This is a genomic window from Streptomyces sp. CB09001 (assembly GCF_003369795.1).
Taxonomy (GTDB): Bacteria; Actinomycetota; Actinomycetes; order Streptomycetales; family Streptomycetaceae; genus Streptomyces.
In genome coordinates, this window is record NZ_CP026730.1 from 4,502,734 (window position 1) to 4,514,706 (window position 11,973).

The window sequence follows — 11,973 nt, forward strand, 5'->3', positions numbered from 1 at the left end:
ACGGCGGCGGGCCTGGGCGTAGACCCGGGCCCGGGCCCGGCTCGGGCTGCTGCGACCATACGGCGAAAGGTGGGGTTACGGCGTCACGTCGGGCTGATGCCATGGCTGCGCAGCCACGGAAGCGGGTCGATCGACGAACCGCCCGCGGGGCGCACCTCGAAGTGCAGGTGCGGACCGGTGGAGTTGCCCGAGTTGCCGGAGAACGCGATCGCGTCGCCCGCCTTCACCGTCGTACCGGAGGGGACCTGGTAGCTGGAGAGGTGGCAGTACCACGTCTCCGTGCCGTCCTTCGCGGTCACGATCATCATGTTGCCGTAGGCGCTGTTGTACTGCGTCCGCACGGTGCCGTCGGTCGCCGCCATCACCTTCGTCCCGTACGACACGGGGAAGTCGATGCCGGTGTGGACGGACATCCAGTTGATGCCGGCCTGCCCGTAGTACGCGCTGAGGCCGTGCTGCTCCACCGGGAGCGCGAACTTGGGGCGCAGCCGTTCCTTGCGGGCCGCTTCCTGGGCCGCCCGCTTCTTCTCGGCGTCCTGCTGGGCCTTGAGGTCGATGCGCTCCTGCGTCCGGCTGGCCCGGTCGGCGAAGTCGTCGGCCCCGGCGGCCAGGCTGGTGAGCTGGGTGTCCAGCTTGTTGTTGGCGGCGGACGGTTTCACCGGTGCGGCCGCGGCGTTGCCCGGGTCCGGCGCGGCCGCCGCGCTCTCCGTGCCCTCGTCGCCGGTCAGGCTGCCGACCGAGGCGGCCGCGATACCGGCGACGCTCATCACGCAGGCCGACGGCACGGCGATGGTCAGCAGTGCGGAGCGCTTGGCGGGCTGGCGGCGACGGGAACGCGCCCCGGCGCGGGAGGCGGTGCGCGAGCCGGCGCGGGCGGCCGGGATCCGCGCGGCCGGCGTGACCTCTTCCTGGTCGTCCAGCAGGTCCTGGTCGTCCAGCAGGGCGGTCACGGCGGGGAGTTCACCCGTGGCGGCCAACTCGCCGTCGTACGGGGAGGGTTCGGTGCCGTGGTCGAGGGGCGCGGCGTCGTCCGGTGCGGGGTGCTCGGCCGGGCGAGCCGGGTCCTCGACGGCGTCGGGGGCCGCCGGGCCCGCGTTCCACTGCGTGGCGTCGTAGGCGCCGGTGTCCACGGGGCCGCCCGCGAACGCGCCGGTGTGGAAGGTGCCGGTCGCGAAGGTGCTCGTCTCGTGGGCGCCGGTGTCGAAGGTCTGCGTGCCCCAGTCCCACTGCTGGGTCGCGTCGGCCGGAGCGGCGGACTGGTCCGGGTGGCTCCAGGCGCCGGTGTCCCACTGCCCGGTGGCCTCCGCGCCCGTGCCGTGCGGCGGTACGGCCTCGTGCTGCTGGTAACCGGCCGTCCACGTCGTCGTGTCGTAGGCGCCGGTGTCGTAGGTGCCGGTGTCGTAGGCGGCGTGGTGCTGGGCCGCGTACGCGTCGTAGTGCGGGGACTGCTCGCCGCCGGCGGACCACTGGGTGGCGTCGTACGAACCCGTCGTCTCGGGGGTCCCGCCGTAGTGGCCCGGCATGCTGCCGAAGAGGGGGTCCGCGTCGAAGGCCGAGCTGTCGGCGCCGCCGGTGGAGAAACCGGTGGAGGCGTAGCCGCCGCCGTACGTGGTGAGGTCGCCGTACTGGGCTTCCCCCGTGCCGTACGACGCGTAGTGCGCCGAAGCGGCGTCGGAAGCCGAAGCCGGGGCGGTCCTTGTCCCCGACGGGTGACGGTCGTTCACCAACTTCTCTTTCGCCTCGACAACAGGGGCTGCCAGAGCAGTGCGGCGACTGTACCCGGCGGTATACGGGCACGACAATCTTCGTCAGGTTTCGCGAGCGAAGGAAACGGGCAATCGGCCGTGTTTTGGGGGACGGCGGGCACGAGTTTGGCTTTGTGTTCGAGAATTGTTCGAGTCCGAACGGGTTGCTTCGGTCTCAGGCCACGGTCAGCCCGCCGGAGTGTTTGCCCGCTTCCGTATCCGTTTGCCCGGCTGTCTCCGGTCCTGTGGTGTCGAGCGCCTGCCGTATCCCCGTGGCCACGGCGGGGTGCACGGGCAGGGCGAGGTGGCCGATGCCGCTCACCCGTACGTTCTCCACGCTCAGGTCGGGGTGGTCGAGGCAGGCCGTCTCCAGCGGGTCCATCACGCGGTCCAGATCGCTCCAGAAGCTGACGAAACGGGTGCGGCAGCCGGGTGCCGGGCGGGCCAGCTCCTCGATCACGGCCGACCCGGGGCGCATCTGGCGCACGATCGGGTGCGCGTTCGCCAGCGGGACCACCTTGGTCCCGGTGTGCGGGGTACCGAGCGTCACCAGCGTGCGCACGCGGAGGTCTCCGCCGAGGCGCTGTACGTAGTAGCGGGCGATCAGCCCGCCGAGGCTGTGCCCGACGACGTCGACCTGCTCGCTGCCCGTCCGTTCGCAGATCTCCTCGACGTGCCGTCCGAGAAGCTCGGCCGCGGTACGGATGTCGCAGGTCAGGGGGGAGTAGTTCAGTGATTCGATCTCGTGCCTGCCGTGCTGGGCCAGGCTGCGGCGCAGCAGCAGGAAGACCGAGCGGTTGTCGATGAAGCCGTGCAGCAGCACGACCGGGTGGCTGGCCGGCGCCGGGAGCCTCGGGGGCGGAGGGGACGGCTGCGGCTCCTGGGCGCCCGCCGGTCGCAGGGCCTGGACCGGGTGGCGCTCCTGGATGATCCCAGAGGGGTAGAGGAGGAGGTGCCCGGCGAGGATCGCGGCCTCCAGGGCACTGGCCTTGAGCAGGGTCAGGGAGAGTCCGGTCAGCCGGCCCGGAAGGCTTGCCAGCTCCGGCAGTCCCGGGACCGCGGGGAGCCCTGGAAGGCTGGGGAGCCCTTGCAGGCCGGGAAGTCCCGGGAGCCCGGGCAGGAGACGCTGGAAGAGCGGGAGAAGGGGCAGTGCTGCCGTGGTGACCTTCATGGGCCGACCTCCTGTCGGCACGCGCAGGGACGCCTCTGTCCCCTCGTGTGCCCTCGTGGAGCGCCGTGACACCAGTGACTGGTGCTGTTTGCGAGGTTTATGCCTACCCGTGTTTTGGCATGCCGTATCAGAGACCGGTGGGTCTTGTGAGGTCTGTGCGGCTCACGGCTCCCCGTGCGCGTGTGGCCGCCGCGCCCTGGAGCGGTGCGCGGCGAACGTGTCCCACGGTGTGATTTCCCCCTCTGTATCCACCGTGAAACTGCCGGTTGCGGGATGCTGGCGATAACGTTCGTTCACTTCCCCCGGACGCTGTGGTGCGGGGATCGGCGCCGCGAGGACGTGAAGTGTGCGGTACTTGTCGGTACGGATGGATGTAGTCGCTTCATGGAGGCAGTGATGGGTGTGGCAGCCGGTCCGATCCGCGTGGTGGTGGCCAAGCCGGGGCTCGACGGCCACGATCGCGGGGCCAAGGTGATCGCGCGGGCCCTGCGTGACGCCGGTATGGAGGTGATCTACACCGGGCTCCACCAGACGCCCGAGCAGATCGTCGACACCGCGATCCAGGAGGACGCCGACGCGATCGGGCTGTCCATCCTCTCCGGTGCGCACAACACGCTCTTCGCCGCCGTGATCGAGCTGCTCCGGGAGCGGGACGCCGCGGACATCCTGGTCTTCGGCGGCGGGATCATCCCCGAGGCGGACATCGCCCCGCTGAAGGAGAAGGGCGTCGCGGAGATCTTCACGCCCGGCGCCACCACGGCATCCATCGTGGACTGGGTCCGGGCGAACGTGCGGGAGCCCGCGGGAGCGTAGGCCCGGGCGGTGGCGCGCGGGGTGGTGGCTCACGGCCCCGCCCCGAGTTCCCCGGCCATCGCCGCCCGCAGCCGCAACGTGGTGACGAGCCGCTGGAACGCCTCCGCCCAGTACCCGCCGGCCCCCGGCGACGCGTCCTCCGGCTCGTCGGGTATCGCCAGCAGGCCGTCGAGCCGGCCCGCCTCCGAAGGGTCGAGGCAGCGTTCGGCCAGGCCCATGACGCCGCTGAAGCTCCACGGGTAGCTCCCGGCGTCCCGCGCGATGTTGAGCGCGTCGACCACGGCCCGGCCGAGCGGCGTGGCCCATGGCACCCCGCACATGCCGAGCAGCTGGAACGCCTCGGACAGCCCGTGCGTCGCGATGAACCCGGCGACCCACTCGGCGCGTTCACCGGCGCTCAGCGTGCCGAGCAGTTTGGCCCGCTCGGCCAGGGAGACCGCGCCCGGACCACCCGCCTCCGGTGCGGTGGGCGCGCCGAGCAGCGCCCTCGCCCACCCGCCGTCGCGCTGCCGTACGGCGGCGCGGCACCAGGCCGCGTGCAGCTCGCTCCGCCAGCCGTCGGACACCGGCAGGGCGACGATCTCCTCGGCCGTGCGTCCCGCCAGCCGGGCCGGCCAGGTGGCCAGCGGGGCCGCCTCCACCAACTGGCCGAACCACCACGATCGTTCCCCCCGTCCGGCCGGCGGCTTGGCCACCACGCCGTCCCGCTCCATGCCCGCGTCGCACTCGTGCGGCGCCTCGACGACGATCGCCGGCGGGGTGAGGGTGCGGTCGAGGGACACGCACGTCGCGGCCCGCGCAGCCATCCGCGCGGCCAGCGCCGAACGCGGCAGCGCCGACAGCAACTCCGCCGCCGTGGCCCGTACGTTGCGGCTGCGGTCGGCCAGCGCCTGCTCCAGGAACGGCTCGTCCGCCGCCTCCAGTCCCGTCCGCAGCGAATCGAGGAACATCAGCCGGTCCTCGGCCCGCTCGGCCGCCCAGGTCGACGCCAGCAGCTCGCGGGCGCCGGCCGGGTCGCGGGCGCGCAGGGACGCCAGGAGGGTGACCCGTTCGGCGAACAGGCCCTCGCCCCAGAGCCTCCGCACCCGCTCCGTGGCAGCGGAACCCGGGAGCGCGGCCCCGCCGCCGGGCGTCGCGCGCAGGGCGAACCGCCAGTCCGGATTCAGCCGGGCCAGCCACAGGGCTCGGGGCCCCGCGAACGTCAGCGCCGCCGGCCGCAGGTCCGTACGGCCCCGGGCCGCGTCCAGCAGCGCCGGAAGCGCCTGGGGCGGCGCCGCGAAACCGCGGGCGTTCGCCGTCGCCAGCCACTGGGGCAGCAGCTCCATCAGAGCGGGCGCGCTGCCTCTGCGGCCACCGCCCGCCGGGCCGGGACGGTCGGCGAGCAGCGTCGTGAGCCGACGGGCGGCGGCGGCCGGCAGCGGCGGGCGGGGGTCCTCGGGTGCGGGCTCGGGGCGCCGGGCCGCGCGGGCCGGTCGCAGCCCGGCGCGGCGGCGGACCGTCTCCGCGGCCGCCGCGTCCAGCAACGCGGCCGCGGCCCGCGGCCCGCGCTCGCCACCCGGCGGCGTACGCCGGTCCGTACCCAGCAGCGCCGAGGTGACCAGCGCCTCCCACGCCCCGGGGCCGTCCCCGGCTCCGGAGTCGGGATCGTTGGCGGCGGTTGCCGGGGAGGCGGCGTCGGGTTCGGCGTCGGCCCGGGGACCGGTGTCCCTCCCGGGTGTCGTGGGGTGCGTCGGCGCGGTGGCCGGTGGGGAGTGCCCGGGCTCGGCCGTCGGGCCCGGAAGGGTGGCCGGCGCCGGTGCGGACGTGTCCGTGGGGACGGGTGTCCTGGTCATGTCGTACGCCTCCGATTCGAAAGGCCCCGGACGGGTCAGCACAGTGGCACCGCCGGGCCCGGTCCGGCCGGCCAGGCCGTGAGCGGCGTGAAGCCCCGGTGGCCGCACTCGCCGAAGACCGTGACGGGCGCACCGCCCGCCAGCGCGACCAGCCGCCACAAACCCGGTTGGCTCCCGCCGGCCCCGGCGAGCGGCAGCGCCCTGTCCCCGTCGGCGTCCGCCAGTTGCCAACCCTCGCCGTCCGGTACCGGAACCACCCGTTCCAGGGTCACCGGCACCGAGTCCAGCCACGGGTCGTCGCGGAGGGCCTCGCCGTACCGGGCGGCCGCCTGCGACGTCGTCACCCCCCTCGGGCGGGTCCGCGCGGGCTCGGGCGGTGCGAACCGGCGGCCGAGGGCCGCTCGTTGCCGCCCCGCACCCGGATACCCGGAGGTCTCGGCATCCAGCGCCGTCCCCACCGGCAGCGTCAGCTCGGGGGCCCGGCCCGCGGCGCCGTAGGAGAGGAGCAGCACCGTGCGGTCCGACTCCGCGCCGTACAACCAGACACGACGGGTCGTCAGCCGGGCGTCCGTGGTGTCGTACTGGGCGAGGACCAGCCAGTGGTCCCGCGTCGGAGGGCCATCCGCGGACGTGGGCAGACCCACGCGTGAACGGACCGTCGCCGCCAGGTCGTCCGGCAGTCGCTCGCGGCCCAGCCACCCCCGGTCGAGCAGGTGGAGCAGAGCGCACTCCTCGAGCAGCCGCACCGGCCAGCCCGGACCCGACGACGGTATGGCGCCCAGCTCCCGCACGCGCGAGGCCAGCCCCGGTGCCTGGGCGTCGACCATGCGGGCCGCCGTCTCCTCCCACAGCCCGTACCCCGCCCGTTCGGCGCCGGCCAGGCCGGTGCGCAGGAGATCCGCGAGCCGCTGCTCCAGCTCCGTCGCGCCCGCGGTGACCCGCTCGGCCCGCCGCTCCGCCCGGCGTCGCGCCGCCTCGGGGTCGGCCGTGGCCGCGGGCGCGGACGGGCCCGCGATCCCCTCCTCCGCGGGCCCGCCCTCGCCCTCCCCGCCCGGCCCTCGCACTGCTGTCCCCACGCCGCCCCCTCCTCGCAACTCCCCACCCCGGCGCACCCCGTGCCGAGCCATGCCATCGAAGGTAGATCCCCCCACTGACAATGACCTGCCCGAGGTTATTTCCGCAGGTCAGAGCGATTGTCAGTGGCGTGGTGCACCGTGGATGGCAGATCGGACCGGCCTAGCTGGAGGGGGAATCGGCCATGCCTGCATTCGTTGAACGGACGTCCGGGGCCGAAGTGCCGCGGCAGGTGTTGCGGCCACACGCCGAGCACGCCTTCGCGGCCGAACTGGCCTCGCTGGCCGTGCGGGACGACCGTCCGCGTCCGGCCCGCTGGAAGCTGTCGCCGTGGGCCGTCGCCACCTACCTGCTCGGCGGCACCCTGCCCGACGGCACGGTGATCACTCCGAAGTACGTGGGCCCGCGCCGCGTCGTCGAGGTCGCCGTCACCACGCTCGCCACCGACCGGGCCCTGCTCCTGCTGGGCGTGCCCGGCACCGCGAAGACCTGGGTGTCCGAGCACCTCGCCGCGGCCGTCAGCGGCGACTCGACCCTGCTGGTGCAGGGCACGGCCGGCACCCCCGAGGAAGCGATCCGCTACGGCTGGAACTACGCGCGGCTCCTCGCCCACGGCCCCAGCCGGGACGCCCTCGTGCCCAGCCCGGTCATGCGGGCGATGGCGGAGGGCGCGACCGTCCGGGTCGAGGAGCTGACCCGCGTCCCGGCCGACGTGCAGGACTCCCTGATCACCCTCCTGTCGGAGAAGACCCTGCCGATACCGGAACTCGGCGAGGAGGTGCAGGCGGTGCGCGGCTTCAACCTGATCGCCACCGCCAACGACCGCGACCGCGGGGTCAACGACCTGTCCAGCGCCCTGCGCCGCCGCTTCAACACCGTCGTGCTGCCGCTGCCGGAGAGCGCCGAGGCCGAGGTCGACATCGTCACGCGTCGCGTCGACCAGATCGGCCGCTCCCTCGACCTGCCGTCGGCGCCCGACGGCACCGACGAGATCCGACGCGTGGTCACCGTCTTCCGCGAGCTGCGCGACGGGCTGACGGGCGACGGCCGTACGAAGGTCAAGTCGCCCAGCGGCACGCTGTCCACGGCCGAGGCCATCTCCGTCGTCACCGGCGGTCTCGCGCTGTCCGCCCACTTCGGCGACGGGGTGCTGCGGGCCGGCGACCTCGCCGCCGGGGTCCTCGGCGCGGTCGTCCGCGACCCCGGCACCGACCGCGTCGTCTGGCAGGAGTACCTCGAGACGGTCGTGCGCGAGCGCGAGGGCTGGCAGGACTTCTACCGGGCCTGCCGGGAGGTGACCTCGTGAACGGTACGGGGATGCGGACGCGAGGCCGGGCGGACGCGGCGGTGGCCCGCACCGCGGGGGACCACGGGGACTCGAGCTGGAGCCGCGGGCGAGGGGGACGGTGTGACGGGCACTGACCGCGCCGGGAGCGGCGGGCCCGGTGGGCCGGGCGGCGCGGGGGAGCCCGGCGGCCGGCCGCTGCTGCTCGGGGTGCGCCACCACGGGCCGGGGTCGGCCCGGGCGGTGCGGGCCGCGCTGGAGTCGACCCGGCCGGGGGTCGTGCTGATCGAAGGGCCGCCGGAGGCCGACGCCCTGATCCCGCTGGCCGCCGACGAGGAGATGCGGCCGCCGGTCGCGCTCCTCGCCCATGCCGTGGACGAGCCGGGCCGCTCGGCGTTCTGGCCGCTGGCCGAGTTCTCCCCGGAGTGGGTGGCCGTCCGCTGGGCCCTGGAGCACGATGTCCCGGCCCGCTTCATCGACCTCCCGGCCGCGCACACGCTGGCGTGGCGGGCGGCGGACGACGATGCGGACGGCCACCCGGCAGACGACGCGGTCGGCCGGGACCCGGCCGGCCGGCCCGGTACCGCACCCGCCGATGTCCGGGGCGATCCGCTCGCCGCCCTCGCCGCGGCCGCCGGGCACGACGATCCCGAGCGCTGGTGGGAGGACGTGATCGAGCACCGGGGCAGGGGAGCGGGGGACGCGCTCGCACCGTTCAGGGCGCTGGAGGAGGCCATGACGGCGCTGCGCGAGACGGAGGAGGGCGGCGAAGCGGACGGTGAGGAGGACCGGGAGGGGGGCGGTGGTGACGTACGGGACCTCGTGCGGGAGGCCCACATGCGGCTCCAGGTCCGGGCGGCGCGACGGGAGTTCGCCGAGGGCGTGGCCGTGGTCTGCGGGGCGTGGCACGTGCCCGCGCTGCGCCGCAGAGCCACCGTGGCCGCCGACCGGGCCCTGCTGAAGGGGCTGCCCAGGACCAAGGTGGACATGACCTGGGTGCCCTGGACCCACCGCAGACTGTCCCGGGCGGGTGGGTACGGGGCGGGTATCGAGTCACCCGGCTGGTACGGGCATCTGTTCGCCGCGGTCGACCGGCCCGTCGAGCGCTGGCTGACCAAGGTGGCCGGTCTGCTGCGGGAGGCGGACAGGATCGTCTCCCCGGCGCACGTCATCGAGGCGACGCGGCTGGCCGAAACGCTCGCGGTGATCCGCGGACGCCCGCTGCCCGGGCTGACCGAGACGACGGACGCGGCGCGGGCGGTGATGTGCGACGGCTCGGACGTGCCGCTGGCGTTGGTGCAGGACCGTCTGGTGGTCGGGGACGTGCTGGGGGAGGTGCCGGAGGGAGCGCCCGCGGTGCCGTTGCAGCGGGACCTCGCCCGGGCCCAGCGGCGGCTGCGGCTGCGGCCCGAGGCGCCGGAGCGTGAGCTGGAGCTGGACCTGCGCAAGGAGACGGACGCCGGGCGCAGCACACTGCTGCACCGGCTGCGGCTGCTCGGCGTCGGCTGGGGCGAGCCGGTCGCGTCGCACAGCACGGGCACGTTCCGGGAGACCTGGCGGCTGCGGTGGGAGCCGGAGCTGTCGGTGCGGGTGGCCGAGGCCGGGGTGTGGGGCACGACCGTGCTGTCCGCCGCGACCGCCAAGGCCGAGGCGGACGCCGTCACCGCGCGGGGCCTGGTCGAGGTCACCGCGCTCGCCGAACGCTGCCTGCTGGCCGAACTGCCGGACGCGCTCGCGCCGGTGATGCGGATACTCGCCGACCGGGCCGCGCTCGACACGGACGTCGGCCACCTCGCCCAGGCCCTGCCGGCCCTCGTCCGCTCGTTGCGCTACGGCGACGTGCGCGGCACGGACACCGGCGCCCTGGCAGAGGTCGCCGCGGGGCTCGCCGAGCGCGTCTTCGTCGGCCTGCCCGCGGCCTGTGCCGCCCTGGACGCCGACGCGGCCGAGGAGATGCGCCGGCACGTGGACGCCGTGCACACGGCCGTCGGCCTGCTCGGTGACGCCCCCGCACCGGGCCACGGCGACCTGCGCTCCCGCTGGCGATCCGTGCTGGAGACCCTTGCCGCGCGGGACACGGTGCCCGGCGTCGTCCGCGGGCGTGCCGTACGGCTCCTGCTGGACGACGGCGGGCTGGCAGCGGACGAGGCGGCGCGGCTCATGGGCCTGGTGCTGTCCCCGGGGACGCCACCGGCGGACGCGGCGGCCTGGATCGAGGGCTTCGTCGGCGGCGGCTCGGGCGGCATGCTCCTCCTGCACGACGAGGGGCTGCTGGCCCTGGTCGACGCCTGGCTGACCGGCGTGCCCGCGGACGCGTTCACGGACGTACTGCCCCTGCTGCGCCGCACCTTCTCCGCCTACGAGCCGGGAGTGCGCCGCGGCCTCGGCGAGCTGGTCAGGCGCGGACCGGAGGCGCGGGGGAGTGTGACGGCGGCCGGTTCCGGCGTACGGGGCTTCGCGGCGGGCCTCGACACCGCGCGGGCCGACGTGGTGCTGCCGGTGGTCCGGATGCTGCTGGGCCGGCACCCGGCGCCGGACGACAACGACCTGGTGGGGGCGGACACATGACCGGAGGCGCGATCGGAGACACGACCGGACGCATGACCGGAGACACGACCGGCCACATGACCGGGGGAACGACCGGCCACATGACCGGGCGCATGACCGGAGACACGACCGGCCACATGACCGGAGGCATGACGGGGTCCATGACGGGACGTGTGTCGGCGAGCGAGCCGCCAGTGGACGCCGACGCGGCACAGGAGCGGCTGCGACGGTGGCGCCTCGTACTCGGCGGTGACCAGGCCGACGGCACCGGCCACGTGCTCTCCGGACGGGACGCCGCGATGGACGGGGCACTCACCGCGCTGTACGGAAGAGGGGGCGCCCCACGGGCGGGCCGGGACCGGGCGGCGGGGCTCGGGGCCTCCGCGCCGGCCGTGGCGCGCTGGCTGGGGGACATCCGGACCTATTTCCCGTCCTCCGTGGTCCAGGTGATGCAGCGGGACGCGATCGACCGGCTCGGGCTCGCCACGCTTCTGCTGGAGCCGGAGATGCTCGAGGCCGTGGAGGCCGACGTACACCTCGTCGGCACCCTGCTCTCCCTCAACAGGGCGATGCCGGACACGACGAAGGAGACGGCACGCGCCGTCGTGCGCAAGGTCGTCGAGGACCTGGAGAAGCGCCTCGTCACCCGCACCCGTGCCGCCCTGTCCGGCGCCCTGGACCGCAGCGCCCGCACCGGCCGCCCCCGCCCCCACGACATCGACTGGAACCGCACGATCGGGGCCAACCTCAAGCACTACCTGCCGGAGCACCGCACGGTCGTACCGGAGCGGCTCGTCGGCTACGGGCGGGCATCCCGTTCGGTGCGGAAGGAGATCGTCCTGTGCGTCGACCAGTCCGGGTCGATGGCGGCTTCCCTCGTGTACGCCTCCGTGTTCGGCGCGGTGCTGGCGTCCGTGCGCTCCATCGACACCCGGCTCGTCGTCTTCGACACGGCGGTCGCCGACCTCACCGACCAGCTCGACGACCCGGTCGACGTGCTCTTCGGCACGCGCCTCGGTGGCGGTACGGACATCAACCGCGCGCTGGCGTACTGCCAGTCGCGGATCACCCGGCCCGCGGACACGGTGGTCGTGCTGATCAGTGACCTGTACGAGGGCGGCATACGGGACGAGATGCTCAAGCGGGTCGCGGCGATGCAGGCGGCGGGGGTGCGGTTCGTGACGCTGCTGGCCCTGTCCGACGAGGGCACGCCTGCCTACGACCGGGAGCACGCGGCGGCCCTCGCGGCGCTCGGCGCACCGGCCTTCGCCTGCACGCCCGATCTCTTCCCGGAGGTGATGGCGGCGGCGATCGAGGGGCGGCCCCTGCCGATACCGGATGCCGGGTGACGATTTGTCGATGCGAGGTGACCCGATTCCCGCGTACAAAAGGGATATGAGGGGCCGTCGGAGGGACCGGGCTTGCGCAACCTCCGGATCCCCGTGCGAGTATCGCGCGGCGTGTCGATGCGTTGTTCGACGCGCGGCCCGTTCCGCCGCACGGGAG

General features: G+C 74.6%; 8 protein-coding genes. 4 read left to right on the top strand and 4 right to left on the bottom strand.

The annotated features are described in order from the left end of the window. Positions 1-83: 83 nt before the first annotated feature. Both C4J65_RS21090 and C4J65_RS21095 read right to left on the bottom strand, forming a co-directional pair. Entirely contained in the window at positions 84-1,724 is a 1,641-nt protein-coding gene (locus C4J65_RS21090; RefSeq protein ID WP_115743782.1) for a M23 family metallopeptidase, read from the bottom strand. Positions 1,725-1,920: 196 nt separating this feature from the next. Beyond that, positions 1,921-2,916, bottom strand: coding sequence for an alpha/beta fold hydrolase (locus C4J65_RS21095; RefSeq protein WP_115743783.1), 996 nt, complete (start codon positions 2,914-2,916; stop codon positions 1,921-1,923). A gap of 396 nt (positions 2,917-3,312) precedes the next feature. Between C4J65_RS21095 and C4J65_RS21100 the strand changes: the two genes are divergently transcribed. After that, positions 3,313-3,729, top strand: coding sequence for a cobalamin B12-binding domain-containing protein (locus C4J65_RS21100; RefSeq protein WP_003974171.1), 417 nt, complete (start codon positions 3,313-3,315; stop codon positions 3,727-3,729). A 29-nt stretch (positions 3,730-3,758) separates the two neighbouring features. Here the strand turns inward: C4J65_RS21100 and C4J65_RS21105 are convergent, their stop codons facing one another. Continuing rightward, positions 3,759-5,561, bottom strand: coding sequence for a DUF5691 domain-containing protein (locus C4J65_RS21105; protein ID WP_115746556.1), 1,803 nt, complete (start codon positions 5,559-5,561; stop codon positions 3,759-3,761). Positions 5,562-5,596: 35 nt separating this feature from the next. Further along, positions 5,597-6,736 (bottom strand): hypothetical protein, encoded by a 1,140-nt coding sequence (locus C4J65_RS21110; protein WP_115743784.1) that lies wholly within the window; start codon positions 6,734-6,736, stop codon positions 5,597-5,599. Between the two features lie 83 nt (positions 6,737-6,819). Here C4J65_RS21110 and C4J65_RS21115 point away from each other — a divergent pair, with 83 nt between their 5' ends. The 3 genes from C4J65_RS21115 (at position 6,820) to C4J65_RS21125 (ending at position 11,816) form a co-directional block, all read left to right on the top strand. Then, positions 6,820-7,941 carry an AAA family ATPase gene (locus tag C4J65_RS21115; RefSeq protein WP_115743785.1) on the top strand — a complete coding sequence of 374 codons (1,122 nt, stop codon included), beginning with the start codon at positions 6,820-6,822 and terminating at the stop codon, positions 7,939-7,941. A 102-nt stretch (positions 7,942-8,043) separates the two neighbouring features. Further along, the gene (locus C4J65_RS21120; RefSeq protein ID WP_115743786.1) at positions 8,044-10,488 is read left to right on the top strand and encodes a DUF5682 family protein; all 2,445 of its coding nucleotides are present in this window, start codon (positions 8,044-8,046) and stop codon (positions 10,486-10,488) included. A gap of 140 nt (positions 10,489-10,628) precedes the next feature. After that, entirely contained in the window at positions 10,629-11,816 is a 1,188-nt protein-coding gene (locus tag C4J65_RS21125; protein WP_162833607.1) for a VWA domain-containing protein, read from the top strand. Positions 11,817-11,973 lie beyond the last annotated feature (157 nt).

What these genes read in the sequence shown, in the direction of transcription:
- C4J65_RS21095 (WP_115743783.1), bottom strand. Translation starts at nt 2,916, where the DNA reads ATGAAGGTCACCACGGCAGCACTGCCCCTTCTCCCGCTCTTCCAGCGT.
- C4J65_RS21100 (WP_003974171.1), top strand. Translation starts at nt 3,313, where the DNA reads ATGGGTGTGGCAGCCGGTCCGATCCGCGTGGTGGTGGCCAAGCCGGGG.
- C4J65_RS21105 (WP_115746556.1), bottom strand. Translation starts at nt 5,561, where the DNA reads ATGACCAGGACACCCGTCCCCACGGACACGTCCGCACCGGCGCCGGCC.
- C4J65_RS21115 (WP_115743785.1), top strand. Translation starts at nt 6,820, where the DNA reads ATGCCTGCATTCGTTGAACGGACGTCCGGGGCCGAAGTGCCGCGGCAG.
- C4J65_RS21125 (WP_162833607.1), top strand. Translation starts at nt 10,629, where the DNA reads ATGACGGGACGTGTGTCGGCGAGCGAGCCGCCAGTGGACGCCGACGCG.